This window comes from Methylobacterium soli, from assembly GCF_008806385.1.
GTDB classification, from domain to species: Bacteria; Pseudomonadota; Alphaproteobacteria; order Rhizobiales; family Beijerinckiaceae; genus Methylobacterium; species Methylobacterium soli.
Window position 1 is genome coordinate 174,208 of record NZ_VZZK01000004.1, and the last position, 19,650, is coordinate 193,857.

The 19,650-nt window shown below is 70.6% G+C and carries 21 protein-coding genes and 1 tRNA gene; 18 read left to right on the top strand and 4 right to left on the bottom strand.

Annotated elements, in window-relative coordinates; translation table 11 throughout:
* Nucleotides 1-356 precede the first annotated feature (356 nt).
* The 7 genes from F6X53_RS05720 to sorB all read left to right on the top strand — a co-directional run bounded on the left by F6X53_RS05720 (nt 357) and on the right by sorB (nt 7,086).
* Nucleotides 357-2,447 (top strand): putative bifunctional diguanylate cyclase/phosphodiesterase, encoded by a 2,091-nt coding sequence (locus F6X53_RS05720; protein ID WP_210386376.1) that lies wholly within the window; start codon nt 357-359, stop codon nt 2,445-2,447.
* An 89-nt stretch (nt 2,448-2,536) separates the two neighbouring features.
* Nucleotides 2,537-3,196, top strand: a complete 660-nt coding sequence (locus tag F6X53_RS05725) for a phosphoribosylanthranilate isomerase (protein WP_150998253.1) — start codon at nt 2,537-2,539, stop codon at nt 3,194-3,196.
* A 249-nt stretch (nt 3,197-3,445) separates the two neighbouring features.
* A complete protein-coding gene (gene trpB / locus F6X53_RS05730) occupies nt 3,446-4,687 on the top strand; it encodes a tryptophan synthase subunit beta (protein WP_150998061.1) in 1,242 nt (413 codons plus the stop codon).
* Nucleotides 4,688-4,799: 112 nt separating this feature from the next.
* Nucleotides 4,800-4,876: transfer RNA gene (locus tag F6X53_RS05735), tRNA-Met, on the top strand.
* A 184-nt stretch (nt 4,877-5,060) separates the two neighbouring features.
* Nucleotides 5,061-5,495, top strand: a complete 435-nt coding sequence (locus F6X53_RS05740; protein WP_150998064.1) for an RNA polymerase sigma factor — start codon at nt 5,061-5,063, stop codon at nt 5,493-5,495.
* Nucleotides 5,496-5,539: 44 nt separating this feature from the next.
* Nucleotides 5,540-6,751: a SorA family sulfite dehydrogenase catalytic subunit gene (gene sorA, locus F6X53_RS05745; RefSeq protein ID WP_150998066.1), complete on the top strand. Its 1,212-nt coding sequence runs from the start codon at nt 5,540-5,542 to the stop codon at nt 6,749-6,751.
* Between the two features lie 11 nt (nt 6,752-6,762).
* A complete protein-coding gene (gene sorB / locus F6X53_RS05750; protein WP_150998068.1) occupies nt 6,763-7,086 on the top strand; it encodes a SorB family sulfite dehydrogenase c-type cytochrome subunit in 324 nt (107 codons plus the stop codon).
* Nucleotides 7,087-7,335: 249 nt separating this feature from the next.
* Here sorB and F6X53_RS05755 read toward each other — a convergent pair whose 3' ends face one another.
* Complete coding sequence (locus tag F6X53_RS05755) at nt 7,336-7,803, bottom strand: MarR family winged helix-turn-helix transcriptional regulator (protein WP_150998070.1); 468 nt, start codon at nt 7,801-7,803, stop codon at nt 7,336-7,338.
* A gap of 225 nt (nt 7,804-8,028) precedes the next feature.
* Between F6X53_RS05755 and F6X53_RS05760 the strand changes: the two genes are divergently transcribed.
* The 5 genes from F6X53_RS05760 (at nt 8,029) to F6X53_RS05780 (ending at nt 10,712) form a co-directional block, all read left to right on the top strand.
* On the top strand, nt 8,029-8,535 hold the full coding sequence (locus F6X53_RS05760) for a cupin domain-containing protein (RefSeq protein ID WP_150998072.1): 507 nt from the start codon (nt 8,029-8,031) through the stop codon (nt 8,533-8,535).
* Nucleotides 8,536-8,641: 106 nt separating this feature from the next.
* Nucleotides 8,642-9,040: an MAPEG family protein gene (locus F6X53_RS05765; RefSeq protein WP_150998074.1), complete on the top strand. Its 399-nt coding sequence runs from the start codon at nt 8,642-8,644 to the stop codon at nt 9,038-9,040.
* A 190-nt stretch (nt 9,041-9,230) separates the two neighbouring features.
* A complete protein-coding gene (locus F6X53_RS05770; RefSeq protein ID WP_150998076.1) occupies nt 9,231-9,608 on the top strand; it encodes a response regulator in 378 nt (125 codons plus the stop codon).
* A 129-nt stretch (nt 9,609-9,737) separates the two neighbouring features.
* Nucleotides 9,738-10,097, top strand: coding sequence for a DUF3140 domain-containing protein (locus F6X53_RS05775; protein WP_150998078.1), 360 nt, complete (start codon nt 9,738-9,740; stop codon nt 10,095-10,097).
* Between the two features lie 360 nt (nt 10,098-10,457).
* Entirely contained in the window at nt 10,458-10,712 is a 255-nt protein-coding gene (locus F6X53_RS05780; protein WP_150998080.1) for a hypothetical protein, read from the top strand.
* A gap of 43 nt (nt 10,713-10,755) precedes the next feature.
* On the opposite strand, the gene F6X53_RS05785 is transcribed toward F6X53_RS05780, so the two are convergent.
* From F6X53_RS05785 to F6X53_RS05795, 3 genes are all read right to left on the bottom strand, one after another.
* Complete coding sequence (locus F6X53_RS05785) at nt 10,756-11,406, bottom strand: hypothetical protein (protein ID WP_150998082.1); 651 nt, start codon at nt 11,404-11,406, stop codon at nt 10,756-10,758.
* 351 nt (nt 11,407-11,757) lie between these two features.
* Entirely contained in the window at nt 11,758-12,366 is a 609-nt protein-coding gene (locus F6X53_RS05790; protein ID WP_150998084.1) for a 5-formyltetrahydrofolate cyclo-ligase, read from the bottom strand.
* 76 nt (nt 12,367-12,442) lie between these two features.
* Nucleotides 12,443-12,769, bottom strand: coding sequence for a hypothetical protein (locus F6X53_RS05795; RefSeq protein WP_150998086.1), 327 nt, complete (start codon nt 12,767-12,769; stop codon nt 12,443-12,445).
* A 231-nt stretch (nt 12,770-13,000) separates the two neighbouring features.
* Between F6X53_RS05795 and F6X53_RS05800 the strand changes: the two genes are divergently transcribed.
* From F6X53_RS05800 to F6X53_RS05825, 6 genes are all read left to right on the top strand, one after another.
* Nucleotides 13,001-13,984: a GGDEF domain-containing protein gene (locus tag F6X53_RS05800; RefSeq protein ID WP_150998088.1), complete on the top strand. Its 984-nt coding sequence runs from the start codon at nt 13,001-13,003 to the stop codon at nt 13,982-13,984.
* Between the two features lie 190 nt (nt 13,985-14,174).
* Nucleotides 14,175-15,605: a cytochrome P450 gene (locus tag F6X53_RS05805; RefSeq protein WP_150998089.1), complete on the top strand. Its 1,431-nt coding sequence runs from the start codon at nt 14,175-14,177 to the stop codon at nt 15,603-15,605.
* Nucleotides 15,606-15,650: 45 nt separating this feature from the next.
* The gene (locus F6X53_RS05810; protein WP_150998091.1) at nt 15,651-15,923 is read left to right on the top strand and encodes a hypothetical protein; all 273 of its coding nucleotides are present in this window, start codon (nt 15,651-15,653) and stop codon (nt 15,921-15,923) included.
* Between the two features lie 313 nt (nt 15,924-16,236).
* Entirely contained in the window at nt 16,237-17,463 is a 1,227-nt protein-coding gene (locus F6X53_RS05815; protein ID WP_425324683.1) for an App1 family protein phosphatidate phosphatase, read from the top strand.
* Nucleotides 17,464-17,575: 112 nt separating this feature from the next.
* The gene (locus F6X53_RS05820; RefSeq protein ID WP_150998095.1) at nt 17,576-18,583 is read left to right on the top strand and encodes an adenylate/guanylate cyclase domain-containing protein; all 1,008 of its coding nucleotides are present in this window, start codon (nt 17,576-17,578) and stop codon (nt 18,581-18,583) included.
* A gap of 93 nt (nt 18,584-18,676) precedes the next feature.
* Nucleotides 18,677-19,621, top strand: coding sequence for a DMT family transporter (locus F6X53_RS05825; RefSeq protein ID WP_150998097.1), 945 nt, complete (start codon nt 18,677-18,679; stop codon nt 19,619-19,621).
* Nucleotides 19,622-19,650 lie beyond the last annotated feature (29 nt).

Here is a 19,650-nt window from a genome sequence, read left to right on the forward strand (position 1 = left end):
GAAGACCGAGACGGCGAAACGCCGGGAGGCCCGGGGCCCCTTGGCACGCTCATGCTTGGCCGAATGGCGAGCGACCCGAGGGCGAGCCGCCTGGACGGAAGGGGCTGAGGCGCCCGCGCACAGGATCACGGCCCGGAAAATCGCAGGTTGAAACGCATTAAACCTACTACTCAGAAGAAATGATCACAGCAAACAACCGGAAGTGGCAGTAATTGACTAGCTTTTCCGCGTCGATCTATTTCGGCTTAAGCGGGCATTAACGATCCGATTGCATGGTGAGGTCAGCCCCGGCTTTCCAGCGATCGTCTCGCTGCCCTGCCTGCATGCCGGAGCGGCGAACCGGAGAAGCGCAGATCATGGCGTCCTGCCCGCACCTCTCGCGCACCGCACCGGAGCAGGGTCCGCCGGGCCCGCTCTCGTTCGAGAGGATGTTCGAGACGCTACCCGTTGGGGCGATGACCTGCGATCTCAGCACCTTCACCATCGACTACGCCAATGCCTGCTCGATCCGGCTGCTGCATTCCATCCGGGACACCCTCGGGATCGATCCGGACAACATCGTGGGCACGTCGATCGACGTGTTCCACAAGGTACCCGGCCACCAGCGCGCGCTCCTGGGCGACCCGACCCAGTTGCCGCACAAGGCGCGCATCCGCTTCGGCGAGGAGTGGCTCGACCTGCACATCCATGCGCTGCCGGAGGCGAACGGGCGCGCGAGCCGCGCGCTCCTGGTCTGGGCGATCGCCACCGCGGAGGTGGCCAAGGAGGAGGAGGAGTACCGCCTCCTGCGCATGATCGACGAGATGCCGGTGGCGGTGATGACCGTCGACCCGGTCGACTACACCATCACCTACATGAACGACACCTCGAAGCGCACGCTCGGCCAGATCGAGGGCCTGCTGCCGGTGAAGCCGTCCGAACTCATCGGCAAATCCATCGACATCTTCCACAAGAACCCGGCCCATCAGCGCCGCCTGCTCGCCAACCCGGCCAACCTGCCCCACCGCACCCGGATCAAGCTCGGCCCCGAGGTGCTGGACTTGCAGGTCTCGGCCGTCACCGGCACCGGCGGCGAGTATATCGGGCCGATGCTGACCTGGTCGGTGATCACCAAGCAGGTCGCCGCCGAGGCGCGCATCCAGCAGCTCGCCCATTTCGACACGCTGACCGGGCTCGCCAACCGAACCACGTTCCGGGAGAATCTCGGTGCCGCCCTGGCGCGCGAGGGCGCGGAGGTCGGCCTGCTCTTCATCGATCTCGACGGCTTCAAGATCATCAACGATTCGAACGGGCATCTCGTCGGCGACGCCCTGCTCAAGCGGGTGGCCGACCGCCTGCGCAGCCATTGCGACAGTCCCGGCATCGTGGTCTCGCGGCTCGGCGGCGACGAATTCGCGATCATGCTGGAGGGCGGCACCGTCGCGAGAGCGAGCGACCTGGCCGAGACCCTGGTCGCGGCCCTGGTCTCGCCTTTCCACATCGAGGACGAGCGGCGCCTCCAGGTCGGGGCGAGCATCGGCATCGCGGTGGCGCCCCTCCACGGCGGCGATTCCGAGACCCTGCTGTCGCGGGCCGACATGGCGCTCTACGCCGCCAAGGCGGCCGGCAAGCGGACCTACCGGGTGTTCTCGCCTGATCTCGAGCAACGCATGCGCGAGAAGCTGCGGCTCGAGATGAAGCTGCGCCATGCCCTCGACGAGAAGACGGGCCTGTTCCTGTTCTACCAGCCGATCATCGACGTCCGGACGCGCCAGGTGACTGCCCAGGAAGGCCTGATCCGCTGGCACCATCCCAAGCGCGGCTGGATCTCGCCCGCCGAGTTCATCCCGACCGCCGAGGAGAGCGGCCTCATCGATGAGATCGGGACCTGGGTGCTGCACCGGGCCTGCGCGGATGCCGTGACCTGGGAGAACCGCGCCCGGGTCGCCGTCAACGTGTCGGCGCGCCAGCTCGGCAACGGGACCTTGGCGCCGAACGTCCTCAGCGCGCTGGTGGCCAGCGGCCTCTCCCCCGACCGCCTCGAGATCGAGGTGACGGAGAGCGCCCTGCTGCACGACGAGCTCGACTGCCTCGCCGACCTGCGCCGGATCCGCGATCTCGGCGTCCGGGTCGCCCTCGACGATTTCGGGACCGGCTTCTCGTCCCTGGCGCATCTGCGCGCCTTCCCGTTCGACAAGATCAAGATCGACGGCAGCTTCGTGCGGGATGCGGTGACGCGCCCGGAATGCGCCGCGATCGTGGGGGTCGTGGCCGATCTCGGGCGCCGCCTCGGCGTGACGACCGTGGCCGAGGGGGTCGAGACGCAGGACCATCTCGACCTCGTCATCTCGGAGGGCTGCACCGAGGTTCAGGGCTACCTGCTCGGGCGGCCGGCGCCGCGGGCCCAGGATTTGGCGGCCGTCGCACGCCTCGACGCCGGTGGGGCCGGCCTGCGCCAATCCGCCTGAAGCCGGGGCCCGCCGCAGCCGGGGTGGCTCTCGCGGAAGGCCCGCGTCCCCACGCGGGACGCGTCGGAATCGGCTATAAGGCCGGCATGATGGCTCCGACAACCCTTCCCGCCCGCGTCAAGATCTGCGGTCTCAGCACCGAGGCCACCCTCGAGGCCGCGCTCTCGGCCGGCGCGGACTGGATCGGCCTCGTGCATTTCCCCAGGAGCCCGCGCCATCTCGATCTCGCGCGGGCCGGGCACCTCGCCGCCCTGGCGCGCGGCCGGGCCGAGCGCGTCGTGCTTCTGGTCGATCCGGACGACGCCCTCGTGGAGGCCGCCGTCGCGGCGATCGACCCGGACCTGATCCAGCTCCACGGACGCGAGAGCCCGGAGCGGGTCGCGGCGATCCGGGCGCTCGCGGACAGGCCGGTGATGAAGGCCCTCGGCGTCGCGGCCCGCGCCGATCTCGACGCGGTCCCGGCCTACGCGCGTGTTGCCGACCGTCTCCTCCTCGACGCCAAGGCGCCCCCCGGGGCGGACCTGCCCGGCGGCAATGGGCGCGCCTTCGACTGGGACCTGCTCCTCGGCGCCGACCTGCCCGCCGGCACCATGCTGTCCGGCGGACTCTCGCCCGAGACCGTAGCGGAGGCCGTGCGCCGCACCGGGCTCAGGGCCGTGGACGTCTCCTCCGGCGTCGAGGTGCGGCCGGGCGAGAAGGACCCGGCCCGCATCGCCGCCTTCGTGGGCGCGCTGCGCGGGACCGCGTGAGCCGCGCCCTGAACGCCGGATTCACGAGATGCCGGGCGGATTTCCCAAAACGTCGCGTCTGCCGCATTGTGGTGCCGCCCCCCGCGGGTTTAGAGCCACTGGCAAAGCGCCCCTGACGCGCGACCTGCCAATCGGCGAAGCCGTGCCCGGGGGACCTTGCTCGTTGGGGGCCTTTGCCCGTTTGGGAGCCCTCCGCCCCATGGCGCGCTCCCGGGCGGGCGGCGCCCCTCGCTCGAAGGACGTGACCGCGTGACCATCGCCCCCACCCCGAACTCCTTCCGCACCGGCCCGGACGAGCGCGGCCGCTTCGGCATCTTCGGCGGTCGCTTCGTGGCCGAGACCCTGATGCCGCTGATCCTCGACCTTGAGGCCGCCTACGAGGCCGCCAAGGCCGACCCGTCCTTTCAGGCCGACATGGCCTCGTACGGGACCCATTATATCGGTCGCCCGAGCCCGCTCTATTACGCCGAGCGCCTGACCGAGCACCTGCGCGCGGGCGCCCCGGCCGGCCACGGCGCCAAGCTCTACTTCAAGCGCGAGGAGCTGAACCACACCGGCTCGCACAAGGTGAACAACGTGCTCGGCCAGATCCTGCTCGCCCGCCGCATGGGCAAGCCGCGGATCATCGCCGAGACCGGCGCGGGCCAGCACGGCGTCGCCACCGCGACCCTCTGCGCGCGCTTCGGCCTGAGCTGCGTGGTCTATATGGGCGCCGTCGACGTCGCCCGGCAGGCGCCGAACGTGTTCCGGATGAAGATGCTGGGCGCCGAGGTGATCCCGGTCGAGTCCGGCACCAAGACCCTCAAGGACGCCATGAACGAGGCGTTGCGCGACTGGGTCACCAACGTCGCCGACACGTTCTACTGCATCGGCACGGTGGCCGGGCCCCATCCCTACCCGGCGATGGTGCGCGACTTCCAGTCGGTGATCGGCCGCGAGACCCGCGAGCAGATGCTGGCCCAGGAGGGCCGCCTGCCCGATTCGCTGATCGCCTGCATCGGCGGCGGCTCGAACGCGATGGGCCTGTTCCACCCCTTCCTCGATGACCGCGAGGTCGAGATCTACGGGGTCGAGGCCGCCGGCCACGGCGTCTCCTCGGGCCTGCACGCGGCCTCGCTGACCGGCGGCAAGCCGGGCGTGCTGCACGGCAACCGCACCTACCTGCTGCAGGACGCGGACGGCCAGATCGCCGACGCGCACTCGATCTCGGCGGGCCTCGACTATCCGGGCATCGGCCCCGAGCATGCGTGGCTGCACGAGGCCGGGCGCGTCACCTACTTGTCGGCCACCGACAGCGAGACCCTGGAGGCGTTCAAGCTCTGCTCGAAGCTCGAAGGGATCATCCCGGCCCTCGAACCCGCCCATGCGCTGGCCAAGGTCCTGGAGATCGCCCCGGCGAAGCCCGCCGACCACCTGATGGTGCTCAACCTCTCGGGTCGCGGCGACAAGGACATCCCGCAGGTGGCCGAAATCTTCGGCACCCGGCTTTGAGACCGGAATTTCCCGGGAGCCTGGGCCGGCGGACCGTTGACACCGGAAGGCCGGTTTCCCTATATCCCGGGCGTCTGACCGGCCGCCCACGCGGCGGAGGGTCATGGCGCGTGGCGGGGTAGCTCAGCTGGTTAGAGCAGAGGAATCATAATCCTTGTGTCGGGGGTTCAAATCCCTCCCTCGCTACCAACATCACACGTCAACGACAGTCACCGCGCGATCGAGCCCCGGACCCGTATTCCGGGGCTTTTCCGTATCCGCCCGGGCCTTCGACCGGCGCCGACGCCGCTGACGGGTGGCGGCCCGACGAGGCCGCTCCTTCGCGCCCGTCTGTTCGATCGTGCTATGGAACCCGGGGAGGATGCCTCCGCGGATGCGATCGATCGGTCAGCACTTGGTCGAGGCCTGGCCGCGCCTCTTCGGCTACGCGCTCACGCTCACGCGGGAGCCCGAGAGCGCGCGCGACCTGATGCAGCAGAGCGCGCTCCAGGCCCTCTCCACGCCCGCGGCGCCCTGCGATCCGCGCGCGGCCCGCGCCTACCTGTTCCGGATCGTGCGCCATGCCTGGATCGACCGGATCCGGCGGGCGGGCGTGCGCCGGGAGGAGGGCGGGCAGGATTGGCCCGACGAGGGCTTCGACGACCGCCTGATCGAGGCGATCGCCGTGCGCCAGGCCTTCGCGGCCCTCGATGCGCCCTGCCGCACCGTCCTGGCCTGCCTGGATGTCGAGGGCTTAACCTATCGGGAGACGGCCGAGCGGCTGCGCATTCCGGTCGGAACCGTCATGAGCCGCCTGCACAGAGCCTGACGCGGGATGCTGCGGCAGATCGGCAGGGGAGGGAGGAACTGCAGATGCTCGACAGACGGGAACTCATCAGGCGTGCTGGCTTGAGCGCCTTGGCGGGGCTCGGCGGGGCGGGGCTCGCGCCGCTGCGCGCCCTGGCGGCCGAGACGGTCACGCTCCCCTTCGGCAATGGCGAGCGCCCGCTGGTGGCCTATCCGGGCAAGCGCCCGCTCCTCCAGCTGACGGCCCGGCCGCCGCAGCTGGAGACGCCCTTCTCCGTCTTCGACGCTGGGCCGATCACCCCGAACGACGCCTTCTTCGTCCGCTACCATCTCGCCGACATCCCGACCGAGATCGATCCCGAGACCTACCGCCTGGCGATCCACGGGCAGGTCGAGCGCCCGGTCTCGCTCTCGCTGGCGGATCTCAAGGCCCTGCCGCGGACCGAGATCGTCGCCGTCAGCCAGTGCTCGGGCAACTCGCGCGGCTTCTTCGAGCCGCGCATGGCCGGCGGCCAGCTCGCCAACGGCGCCATGGGCTGCGCCCGCTGGACCGGGGTGGCGCTGAGAGCCGTGCTCGACAAGGCCGGCGTGAAGGCCGGGGCGACCGAAATCGCCTTCGAGGGTCTCGACGGACCCGTCATCCCCGAGACGCCCGACTTCGCCAAGTCGCTGCCCGTCGATCACGCCCGCGACGGCACGGTGATGCTGGCCTGGGCGATGAACGGCGAGGATCTGCCCTGGCTCAACGGCTATCCGCTTCGCCTCGTCGTGCCGGGCTATTACGGCACCTACTGGGTCAAGCACCTCAACAGCATCAGCGTCCTCGACAAGCCCTTCGACGGATTCTGGATGCGATCGGCCTACCGGATTCCGGACAACGACTGCGCCTGCACCGAGCCCGGAAAGGCGGCGGACAGGACGGTCCCGATCAACCGCTTCACCATCCGCTCCTTCCTCACCAACCTGGCCGACGGCGCCCGGGTGAAGGCCGGGCGAACGGATTTGCGCGGCATCGCCTTCGACGGCGGCTCGGGCATCAAGACGGTGGCGGTCTCGCTTGATGACGGGACGACTTGGACCGAGGCGCGGCTCGGCCAGGATCTCGGCCCCTATGCCTTCAGGCCCTGGATTCTGAGCCTCGACCTGCCTCCGGGTCCCCACGCGATCCGGGTGCGGGCGACCGGCAACGACGCGGCGACGCAGCCGATGGAACCGCGCTGGAACCCGGCCGGGTACCTGCGCAACGTCGTCGAGACCACTCGCGTCCAGGCGGCTTGAGGGAGGCGACGATGACGAAGATTCATGCCATCGCGGTCGCGGCGACCATCCTGCTGACCGCCGGGACCGCCCGCGCGGCACCCAGGACCTACGACCTGCCGGAGCCGACCGCGGAGCTGCGAGCGCCAAAGGCCGGTACGCAGGCCGAGGGCTTTCAGGCCGCGCAGGCGAACTGCCTGGTCTGCCACTCGGTCGACTACATCGCGATGCAGCCGCCGGGCAAAGGCAAGGCCTTCTGGGAATCCGAGGTGACCAAGATGGTCAAGGTCTACCACGCCTCGATCGACGAGGCGCAGGCCAAGGCCATCGCCGCCTATCTGGCGGACACGTATTGAGGCGGTGGGCGATCAGGCGACCGCCCACCACTCTCGTCACGACGCCGCCTGCATCGGGACCGCGGCTCCCGCCGCGCCGGGCTTGGCCCTCGACGATCACGTGGGTGCGCCGCCTGCCGGATCGGGCCGAGCCCAGCGGCGCGGCAGTCTCAGGCAGCTTGGTGGCTCGGGTGAACCACCCATGGTCGTCTCCTCAACGGTCCTGTCGCGGACCTTGTTCGCCTGCCGTCGTCGCGGCGCGGCGAGCCCTCAGCGGGGCTCGTCCTCGGGCATCGCGCCGAAGACGGCGATGCGGTCGGTGAGATCCTTCAGGTCCTGGCGCAGGGCGGAGAGGTCCCGGTCGGAGAGCCCGGTCCGGCAGACGACGGATTGCTGCGCGACCGAGACCTTGTCCTCCAGCGCGCGGCCAGCCTCCGTCAGCGCGACCAGCACCAGGCGTCGGTCGGAGGTCCGCCCGCGCGCGACGAAGCCGGCCGCTTCCAGCTTGTCCACCAGCGGGGTGATCGCGCTCGGCCCGAGCTGCAGTCGCCGGGCGAGATCGTGCACGGGCATCCCGCCATCCTGCCAGAGCGCCAGCATCACGAGATATTGCGGGTAGGTGAGGCCAAGCTCGCCCAGGAGCGGCCGGTAGGCACGCACCACCGCGTTGGTGGCGGCGTAGAGGGCGAAGCAGAGCTGGTCGTCCAGCTTCAGCCCGCCGCGCGCGGAAGACGTCATGGCCCGGCATTCCTTCCAGACTTGAACGATTCACGCGTGAATGACATTGTCAACGTGTCGCGCTGGGTGCCCCATGCGCGTGCCGACGCTTCCGCGGGCCGGGTCGGCCTGCGCATTCACCGAAGGCCCAGCGCCAAGGCCGCGCCGAGACGGCGCGACAGGATCTTTCGTTCCGCGAAGGCATGGGACCTTCCGGTCATTCTGACCTTCTCGGAGGATCGCCCCATGCGCCAGAGCGCACGCACCGTCGCAATCGGCCTCCTGGCCGCCGCCTGCACGGGGCCGGTCCTTGCCCAGGATGCCGGTCACGGCGCGCCGGGCCTCGTGACCATGCCGGACGGTGCCAGCGTCGCCTACCAGCCGGGACCGCCGAATCTGCCGAGGGGCACGCGGATCGCCCTGGTGGCGGGGGATCCGGCGAAGCCCGGTCCGTTCGTGCTGCGGGTGATGTTCCCGGCCGACACCGTCGTCGCGCCCCACACCCACGCCCAGGCCGAGACGCTGACGATCCTGTCCGGCTCGATCTACCACCAGCATGGCAAGACGCTGGACAAGACGGCCGGCCAGCTCCTGCGAGCGGGCGGATTCGTCTTCCTGCCCCAGGACATGCCGCACGCGCTCTGGACCACGAACGAGCCGGTCGAGTTGCAGGTCAACGGGACCGGTCCGTTCGGGCTCAACTACATCAACCCGACCGACGACCCGAGCCGCGAGGCCGGTAGCAGCCGCTGAGGGAGCGGCCGCCGCGCCGACAATCCGGGCGGATCCCGCATGCAAAGGCCATCGCGCCGCTCCGGTGCGCGCGGGTGGCTGCCTATGACCATCGGTGGAGCGACACGTGACCTTCCCAGCCCTGACTGCCTTCTACGCCGCCCTGCTCGCGCTGATCTATCTCGGCCTGTCCGGCTGGGTCGTCGCCGGGCGGCTCTCGACGGACGTGCTGCACGGCGACGGCGGCGATGAAGGGTTGGAGAAGCGCATCCGCGTGCAGGGCAATTTCGGCGAGTACGTGCCCTTCGCGCTGCTGCTCGTCGCCCTCCTCGAGGCCGGCGGCGGTGGGGCGACGCTGGTGCGGACCCTGCTGATCGTCCTGCTGGTCGCCCGCATCCTGCATCCGTTCGGGATGCTCGCCCCCAAGAACTCCCCGCGGCAATATGCGTGTCGCGGCGGCGGCATCCTCGCCACCTTCGGCGTCATGGGCGTGGCCGCCGCTGCCCTGCTTCTCCGGGCGGCCTGAGGGCCCAGGCTTTCGGGGACGGCTCCCGATCCTCGCGCGCGGCGGCGCTCTGACCGGCATCGGCCTTGAGCCGGTGGGGTCCTTGAACCTGGGCAGATCGCTCCACCGCATTCGCGGTCAAGCTGAAACGAAACGCGCATCAAACGCTTGACGTGCTTCCTGCCCCGCCAAGGACGAAGCTGGTCGACCGATGAGCCCAGAATATCCGGAATCGCTGCTGCGTGTGCTCGTGGTCGAGGACGAGAGCTTCGTCCGCATGGTCGCGGTCGCCATGCTGGAGGAGGTCGGCCTCGCGGTCGCAGAGGCACCGGACGCCGAGGCGGCGCTCACGCTCCTCCAGGCCAGCCCGGACGCGTTCGGGGTTCTGTTCACCGACATCGACATGCCGGGCGCGATGAACGGCCTCGCCCTCGCCGAGGAGGTTCACCAGAGATGGCCGCATATCCGCCTCGTCGTCACGTCCGGGCGCGTCCTCCCGCGGGAATCCGACATCCCCGATGCGGGGCGTTTCCTGCGCAAGCCCTATCACAGGGGCGCGTTGCTCGCCGCGCTCGACCAGGCGGCCTGACCGTGGTGCAGGGACGGTCCTGCCGCTCGACGATGCGGCCGTGACGGGGCGCCGCGTCCTTTCCCGGCCTGGGCGGGCGGCGGCGCGAACACAGGAAACACCTGGGCTGACCCGGATGAGGAGACCTCGATGGCACACGACGCGAACACCGATCACGAGGCAACCTACAAGGACTTCAAGGACGTGGTGAACATGACGGCGTCCGCCTTGGACACGTACCTGAAGTCGGAGCAGAGCCAATCCGTCGGTCAGAAGAAGGACGGCGCCAGCGAGGCGACCGGTCACGCCGAGGGCCGGCGCATCGTCGAGATCCTGAACAAGAAGAAGTCCGAATTGTCGGACGAGGATTACGGACACATGCGCAAAGTCGTCGGCTACGTGCACCGGCACCTGAAGCAGGGCGGTCCGAAGGACAAGGATGCCATCGCTGATTCCCCCTGGCGGCTCTCCCTGATGAACTGGGGCCACGATCCGTTGAAGGCGGCCTGAGTGACGAACGATCCGTCACGGTCGCGGCGTGCTCGCGGCGGTTGCCGGCTCGGGCTCGCGTTGCCCGCACAATATCCGATTCCGAGAGGCCTCCGATGACCGACGGGAGGAGGAACCCTCGCGCTCCGATGGCGAGGTGCGCCGACGCGGATCGTCGAACCGGCGCGCCGAGCCGCCTGGACTGACCGGGAAACCTCCGGTTCCGCGGAATCGGAACCTTTTGTCGGGGGTCCGGGCCTATTCCCCGCCACGATTCCCGTCTCGCGCCGGCTACCCCGCGAGGCTGAGCCCTCGGCGGGAACCGGCCCGTTTCCGGCGCGTCGTCGCTTCATGCCGAAGAATCAAATCAGGAGGGCCGCCATGCGTGGGCCAAGTCTCGCCGCCGTCGTGATCCTGACCGTGTCCTCCGCCGCACCGGCTCTGGCCCAGGGCGCGCCGAGCTCCAACCTGAACAGCATCAACAACTCGCTGGCCGGGCAGGCGCGGAGCACGACGACGACGCAGCAGCAGACCTCCGGAGCAAACACCCAGCGGATGCAGAACCGTCGCAACCAGATGTCCCAGCCGGCCCCGACCGGCCAGCCCGGCCCGATCGTGGCGCCGGCGCGGCGCTAGGCGTCACGCCGGATCCGGCCTCAAGATCCCGGATTCGGGCGGATCATTCCGCGTCCGGCGCGGCGTCCTCGAGATCCCGGGCGGGAAGCTGGCGCCTGCGCCCGGCCGTCGGGCCGCAATCCGCGCAGACGGATCTGGTGACGCGTCGCACCTCGGCATCGAAGCGCTTGTCGCGCTGATCCTGCACGCGCTGCTCCTTGGCGGCGCGGATCTCGACGGCCGAGGCCGGACCCGTGACGGGCGAGGCCGAACGCGGCTGGGCGACGGCCACGCGCGTCGATGCGCCGGTTCCGGCGGGCCCCAGGGCCATCATGTGACCGAGGCCGGCGGCCGGGACGGGCTGCTCGGGATCGGCCGCGGCGAGGGCCGAGCCGGTCACGCCCCGGCGCGTCGGCGGCTGGTCGGGCGGGGCGTCGTATCGCGCGGCTTTGGTGGAGACCCGGGTCTGGAGCGCGTCGGCCCGCGCCAGCGCCGCGTAGGGATCGACGCCGGCAACGCGGGCGGGGGCGCCGGCCTGCGGCAGCAATTGCCCCGGCATGGTCAGGTTCGGTTCGGGCGGCGCGGCCTCGGCCAGGGCCGCGGGTGCGACCCCTGGCGCCGGACCCCGGCCGAGGGCCATGGGATTGGAATCGGTGCTGATGCAGCCGCCGACGAGCAGGAGAGGCAGAGCTGCGACGAGTAACGATTTCACCATTGGCCCCCGTTCCGCGGCCCGAAGCCTCGCAGCGAACCGCTCCGGCACGCGAGGGAATGCGGTACCCGATCTCTCGGGTACAAAATATGGCGCTCCGGCGCGTTGAGCCCGCGAAATTCGCAGCTCATGCACCGATGTTTCAGTGGACCCGCGCGGCTGCTCACAGCAGCAGCCAGGCCGCGACGCCGTACGTGATCGGCGGCAGCAGCAGCAGGAAGATCAGGAGACCGATGCGGTGGGCCGAGCTGAGGATCATGTGCTTCGCGTCGAGCGGGGGCTCTGCGCCGAGACCAGGGTTTCGGGAGCTGTGATGCCCCACCGCGCTGGCCCGCGTCAAAGCCGTTCCGCATCTCAATCGGTGATCACCGCGTCCAGCGCGATGTCGTGGGGTTGGGGATGGATCGTCGCGAGGCGCCCAAGCGCGAATCCGACCCCGATCGTGTGCGGTTTCACGGGCATCGCCGCGATGGTCCGGTCGTAGAATCCGCCGCCGTAGCCGAGGCGGTAGTTCTCGCGGTCGAAGCCGACGAGCGGCACGATCAGCAGGTCGGGCTGGACCGTCTCGCCGGCCTCCGGCACCGGGATGTTCCAGACGCCCGCCGTCATCAGACTGCCGGGGGACCAGGCGCGAAACACCAGCGGGTGCCCCCGCTCGACGATCACCGGCAGGGCGAGTTGCGCCCCGCGCTCCCGCATCGACGCCATCAGGCCCCGAGGATCGTACTCGCCCCGGAAGGGCCAGTAGAAGCCGATCAGCCGGCTCGGGCGGGCCGCGAGGGCCACCTCGAGGGCGGTGCCGATCCGCTCGCTGGCGGCTTCCCGGTCGGGAGCCGCGATGGCGAGGCGCTCCGCGATCAGGCGCGTTCGCGTCGCCTTCCGCCAATCGCGGATCGTTGGCCAGTCCGAACCCGCATCGGGCGCCGGCGGTCCGGGGTCTGAGGTCTTGGTCGGATCATCCATCGAGCCGCATCCTCCCGCTTGGCATCGCCCCCTCCGCGCCGTCCCGGCCGATTCGGGGCGGGCGGCTCGAGATACTCTATTGGCCGCCGAAGGCGCGCAGGGGCCGCCCGGCCTCCGAGCGATGCGCCATCCTGGCGGATCCGGTCGCGTCGTCGATCCCGGCCAGCCGCGGTCCCACCGCCGCGTGCAGGGACATCTCGCCCCGGTCGAGGACGAGGTTGACCCGCTCGCACCACTCGGCATCCGCGACATTCGCCGCTTCCGCCTCCCGGACGGCGTCGGCCACGATGCTGCAGACGTCCTCCATGAGCTGGCGCGTCAGCGGCGGCCGCGTCTGGGCGGCGTAGGCGACGGCGATGATCCGGCCCCATTCCTCGGCTGATCGACCCGGATGTGCACCCATCGGCAGGCACCTCGCCGTATCACGCCGCGGACCGGCTCCGCGCTGGCCGACGGCAGCAGCCATCCCCACACCCTAGACCCGATTTCGTCCTCGCGGAATCCGGGTTCCGCTCTCGCGTGATCGTGGCGGCCCGATCGACCGGGCGCGGGCCGGACCGCAACCCGGGTTTAAGCAATCCCCTCTATTCTGCTGACCGTCTCCCAAGAGAGATCGGACTTACTGGACCAGACCATGCGGAATGATGCGGGTTCAGCCGATGAATGGCAGTCCCTCAGGCTTCACAACAGATTATACGCGCAAGCCGCCAAGCTCGCCCGCATCGGGGCCTGGGAATGCGACCTCGCCGACGAGCATCTGACCTGGACCGACGGCGTCTACGATCTCTTCGGGCTGCCGCTGGGCGGCCCCTTGAGCCGGCGCACGATCGTTGATCTCTACACCGAGCGGTCGCGGCGCGAGCTTGAACTCGTGCGGGCCGACGCCCTCCGGCGCGGTCACGGCTTCGTGCTCGAGAGCGAGATCCGGACGTGGCGCGGACAGACCCGCTGGATCCGGATCACCGCCGACATCGCCTCCCTCGCGGGACGGCCCGTCCGCCTGTTCGGCCTCAAGCAGGACATCACGGACGAGCGGGAGGAATGGACGCGCCTGCGGCACCGCGCCGAGCACGACGCGCTGACGGGGCTCGCCAATCGCGGCCGGTTCGACGCGCATTGCCGCGCGATGGCGAGCGATGCGCGGACCCGCGGCTCCGTCGCCGCCCTGGTGCTGATCGATCTCGACGATTTCAAGCCGATCAACGACCGACTCGGCCACGCCGCCGGGGATGAATGCCTGCGCCAGGCGGCGCTGCGGTTGCGGCGGGTATTCCGCGATGCCGTCCTGGTTGCCCGGATCGGCGGGGACGAGTTCGCGGTGCTGCTCCGGGCGCCCCTCGGGCCGACCCGGATCGCGCAGATGCTGGCCCGCGCCTCGGCGGCTTTGTGCCAGCCGATCCTCTGGAACGACGCGCGCCTCGCGGTCGGCGCCTCCATCGGGGCGACGATCCTCGGCCCGGCGCGGAATGCGGCGGAGGCCTTTGCCGAGGCCGACGCGGCTCTGTACGCCGCGAAGGCCGCGGGCCGGAACGCCGTGCGCCTCCACGGGGCCGGCGAGCCGCCGCCATTGGCGACAGAGTCGGATCAGCGGGGTCGGGCAGGTCGGCAAGCCGGCTGATCCGGGCGGATCGGCACAGCGCGCTGCGTCCGGCATCGGACCCGCCGCCACGGGGCGCCTGAAGATTCGACAGTCGAGGGGCCGGCTTGGCCGAGGCCGGAACCTCGTATGCGTACGTCCGCGTTCGTATTCAAACCGCGATCCCATCCCTATCCTCCGCGGATGCTTTGCGCGGAGGTCGTCGGTCGCCATGGCAGCGAAGGTCGCGTCGTCCCCTTACGCCCGCGGCGGCGCGCCAGCCGCGCGATCCCGCCCCCCGGGGCCTCCGGGTTTGCCGATCCTCGGCAACCTTCTCGGCCTGGCGCGCGACCCGCTCGCCTTCTACACGGACTGCGCCGAGCGCTATGGCGACATCGTCGGCATGCGCCTCGGCGGATGGCCGGCGCTGCTTCTCAACGATCCCGACGACATCGAGTCGGTGCTGGTCAAGCAGCACCGTTCCTACGTGCGCAACAGCTTCTTCTGGCGCCACGTCACCGCGGTCTTCGGCAACGGCCTGCTGACGAGCGAGGGCGCCCTCTGGCAGCGCCAGCGCCGGCTCGCGGCCCCCGCCTTCACGGGACCGCGCCTGACGCGCTACGGCGAGACCATGGTCGCGCATACGGGAGCCATGCTCGACACCTGGAAGGCGGGCGAGATCCGCGATGTCCACGCGGACATGATGGTGCTGACCTTGCGGATCGCGGCCGAGTCGCTGTTCGGCGCGGTCGTGGAGGAGGATGTCGAGACCATCAAGCGCGACGGTGACGCGATCACGCGGGAGATCGCCGCGCGCTTCACGCGCCTTTTCGTCATCCCCGACATCGTCCCATTGCCGGGGCATCTCCGGTATCGCCGCGGGATCCGCCGGCTGGAGGCCATCGTCGCCCGGATCCTGCGTCAGCGCCGCGCCGATCCGGAGGTGCATAGCGACCTCCTGTCGAACCTGATGCAGGCGCGCGACGAGACCGGCCAGCCCATGCCGGACCGGCAGCTTCGGGACGAGGTCCTGACGATGCTGCTGGCCGGGCAGGAGACCACCGCCCTCGCGCTCACGTGGAGCTGGTACCTGATCGGGCAGCATCCCGAGGTCGATGCGCGGCTCGGGGCGGAGGTGGAGGCGGTTCTCGGCGGCCGCGCGCCGACGATCGACGACCTGCCGCGGCTGCGCTACACCGGCCAGGTCATCACCGAGGCGATGCGGCTCTTCCCGCCCGCCTGGGCGCTCGGCCGGGAGGCGACCGTCGATTGCGAGATCGGCGGATATCCGGTGCCCAAGGGCACCACGCTCTTCATCTGCCCCTGGATCCTGCATCGCTCCGCGCGCTTCTTCGACGAACCGGCGGCATTCCGTCCGGAGCGATGGGAGGGCTCCCTCGCCAAGGACCTGCCGCGCTTCGCCTACCTGCCGTTCGGCGGAGGGCCGCGCATCTGCATCGGCAACCGCTTCGCCCTGATGGAAGCGAGCCTGGTTCTGGCAACCGTCGCGCAGCGCTTCAGCCTGACCTGGCAGGCGAGCCGGCCCGTGATCCCGCTGCCGTCGATCACCCTTCGCCCGGATGGCGGCGTCTGGGTGAAGCTCGCCGCGCGCGCAGGGACGCCGGCGGGAGCGAATCGCCGAGAGGCACGTTTCCAGGCATAGTACCCTCCGCACGTGGCCGCGCGTGCCAGCCAGGGAGGCATGCCGATGAGGACCGACGATCGTTACGCGCGCTTGATCCCGATGGTGCGGGCCGTCCTCGAAACGGTGGAGCAATCGATCGCGGCGGACGAACGCTCGGCGGCCGACATGGCACGTCTCGCCCATGACGTCGCGGACCAGCCCGGCGGCGCCGCCGAAACCTTCGCGCAGGTGAGCCGCCACCACGCGGTGCGCGCGCTGGCCGGGCGCGGACGGCGCGCGGCGCTCCTCGTCCAGTACGGGCTCACGACGCCGGACGGGGATGACGCGGACCTGTGAGGCGTCGCGCCTCCCGATGGCGCACCGGGGATCGAGAGGGGCCTCGCATGGGGGTCCCGGGGAGGGCCCCGGCCGTGATGCCTCGTATAGCGCCCGGGCGCGCCGACCTTGCGATCACCCGCGTTGACGCGTGGATCGGGGGCACCCGTCGGGAGCCGCGCCTCAGCCGCCCCCTGGTATCGTGACATGACCCTCCGCCCGCGCCGCATCGAACCTGCGTGCCCTGCGGGCGCGCACCGGACAGCCCGCCCATGATGAAGCACCCATGATGAAGCGCGGCCGGTGGCGGCGCGCGGCGATCCGCGGCCTGCGCATGCTCGCCCGCCCGGTCCGCCGGGCGCAGGGCAAGGACGGTCTCGTCCTCGAACCCTATCGCGGCTACGGCTCGCACGCCGAGATCTTCCTCATCGGCCGCGCTTTCCGGCAATCCCGGCCGGACGGCGCCGGCGCGGAGGGCAGCCTGCCGGTGCTTCTGCGCGACGTTCGCCGACGCATCACGCGGCGCCCCATCCGGGGCGCCCGCATCACCGCGCGCTTCGGCGGGTCCGAACTGCAGGTGACGGCGGACCGGGACGGCTATTTCCGCATCCACTTGCGGCCGCACTCGATCCCGCCGGGGGACGGGGGCTGGCACGCCGTCGATCTCGTCCTGGCGGCCGACCCGCCGGTGCGGGCGACGGGTCAGGTGTTCATCCCGCCGGCGCGATGCCGCTGCGTCGTCATCAGCGACATCGACGACACGGTGATGCGCACGGGCGTGGCGAACAAGCTGAAGATGCTGTGGCGCCTGTTCGTGGCCGATGCCGCGAGCCGGGTCGCCTTCCCGGGCGCGGCGGCCCTGTACCGGGCGCTCCATGCGGGCGCCGCCGGGAACGAGTCCAACCCCATGCTCTACGTGTCGCGGGCCCCCTGGGGCATCTACGACATGCTGACGGCGTTCTTCCGCCGTCACGCGATCCCGGAGGGCCCGGTCATGTTCCTGCGCGAGTGGGGCCTGTCCTGGCGCCACCCGCTGCCGCGACGCGCGGAGGAGCACAAGCGCGACCTGATCGTCCACATGCTCAGGCTCTACGCCGATCTGCCCTTCGTGCTGATCGGCGATAGCGGGCAGCACGATCCCGAGGTCTATGCCGAGATCGTCGCGGCGCATCCGGGCCGCGTCGTCGCCGTCTACATCCGCAACGTCTCCTACGACGCGGCCCGCATCGCGGAGATCGAGCGCCTCGCCGCCTCGGTCACGGCGGCCAGGAGCAGCCTGGTGCTGGCGGCCGACAGCGTGGCCATGGCGGAGCACGCCGCTGGGCTCGGGCTGATCGCCCCGGAGGCGGTCGCCGCGGTGGCGGCCGAGCGGCGCACGGCGGATACGCCGGAGCCCGCGGCCGAGATCCGCCGGATCGACGCCTCGACGGCGGAGCCCGCGGCCGGAGACCGGTTGCGGGACGCGCTCGACGGCGTCTCTGACGGCCCTCCGAACCTGGTCGTCGAGGCGCAGCCCCGCGACCGGACGAACGGAGCCCAGGGCGCGCGGCCGCCTGGGTGAAGCCGCCTGGATGAAGCCGCATGGGTGAAGCCGCCTGGGTCGCGCCCGGATCGCCCCAGGATCGCGCCCAGGAGGGCTGCCACGGCGCGGCCCTTGGCGTATGAAGGCGGCGATGCACAACCTCCGGTTCTGGTTCGTCGCGCCCGTCCTCGGGGCACTGGCCGGCCTGCTCTACGCGGGCGTCTTCAACGCCGGCACCCTGACGGGCTCGGCCATCCGGGGCGCCTTCATCGGGTCGCCGATCCTGCTCTATGAGCGCGGATTCCTGCTGCCGTACTGGCGCGACCGCATCCGGCAGGCCGCGACCCCGCTCTTCGCCATCGCCACCCTGGCGACCTACGCGGCCATGATCGTGCTCGGCAACGCGATCGCCGGCACGCTGCTGCACCACGTCTTCGGGCATATGCACAGCGCCCGCGCGGCGATGTTCATGACGGAGGCGGGCTTTGCCTACGCGCTCGGCGTCTCGGGCGTGATCGTGTTCGTCTTCCGCGTGCGGGACCTGATCGGCCCGAGCGTGTTCACCAACCTGCTGATCGGGCGCTACCATCGCCCGATCAGCGAGACGCGCATCTTCCTGTTCCTCGACGTGTCCGGGTCGACGCAGTTCGCCGACCGTCACGGCGACCTCGCGGCGCAGGCCTATCTCGGGCAGATCTTCAACGCCCTCGCGGCGCCGGTGCGCCGCTCGGGCGGTTCGATCGACGATTACATCGGCGACATGGCGCTGGTCACCTGGACGATGAAGCGCGGCGCGAAGGATGCCGCCTGCCTGCGCTGCGTTCTAGATTTCGCCGCGACCCTCGCGGCGGACGCCGCCATCTGGCGGGACCGGTTCGGGCAGGTGCCGGAATTCCGTGCGGCGCTCCATTGCGGCTCGGTCGTCACGGCCGAGATCGGCTTCGAGCGGCACAAGATCGCGTATTTCGGCGACGTCGTGAACACGACGGCCCGGCTCGAGGCCCTGTCCAAGACCCTCGGCGTCACCATCCTGGTCTCGGCCGATCTCCTGGCCTGCATCGGCCCGCTGCCGGACGATCTCGTCGCCGAGGATCTCGACTTCCACGCCATCCGGGGGCGCAACGAACCCCTGGCCGTGTCGGCGATCCGGCAGCGCTGACGCGCCGGCCCGCAGGCCCCTCTCCGCGCCTGATCGCGATTTCCGACGCGTTGGCCGGATCCACCGAACGCGAAAACGCGATAGAGGGGCCTCATGGCACAGCCTCCCACCGCCTCGACGCCCCGCAGCGAGACCGGCCAGCGAACGGTCACGAGCGCCTACGCGCTCCTGACGCTGACGGCCCTGATCTGGGCCGGCAACGCGGTGGCGGGCAAATGGGCGGTGGGGCAGGTCTCGCCCTTCGCCCTCACGAGCCTGCGCTGGCTCATTGCCTGCGCGGCGCTGATCCCCCTCGGATGGAGACCGGTTGCGCGCGAGTGGCGCCTGCTCGTGCCGAGCTGGCGCCGCATTCTGCTCATGGGCGGCTGCGGCTACACGGCCTTCAACGCCCTGTTCTACGTGGCGGGCTCCTACACCAGCGCGACCAACCTCGCGCTGTTCCAGGGCTCGATCCCGGTCATCGTGCTGGCGCTGAGCTTTCTGGTCTACCGGACGCCCGTCGGGCTGATCCAGGGGTTCGGGGTGCTGGTCACGCTGCTCGGGGTCGCCCTGGCGGCCACCCACGGGGATCCGGAGGTGCTGCGCACGCTGGCCTTCAACCGCGGCGACCTGTTCATGCTCGTCGCCTGCCTGCTCTATGCCGGCTACACCGTCGCTCTGCGGTCGCGGCCGGCGGTGTCGGGACTGACCTTCTTCACCGCCCTGGCTGTCGCCGCGCTCCTGACCTCCCTGCCGCTCCTGGCCTTCGAGGGAATCACCGGCCGCCTGATCTGGCCGACGCGCGAGGGTTGGGCGATCGTGGTCTTCGTGGGCCTCGGCCCCTCGCTGATCTCACAGCTCTTCTTCATGCGCGGGGTGGAACTGATCGGTCCGAACCGGGCCGGCGTGTTCGTCAACCTGGTCCCGATCTTCGGGGCGTTCCTGGCCGTGGCCCTGGTGGGGGAGCCGTTTCGCCTGGACAACGGCATCGCGCTGGCCCTCGTCCTCGGCGGCATCCTGATCGCCGAGCGGCTCGGACGGCGACGCCGCGGCGCCTGAGGAACCGCGCCGATCCGCGAAGGGCCCGC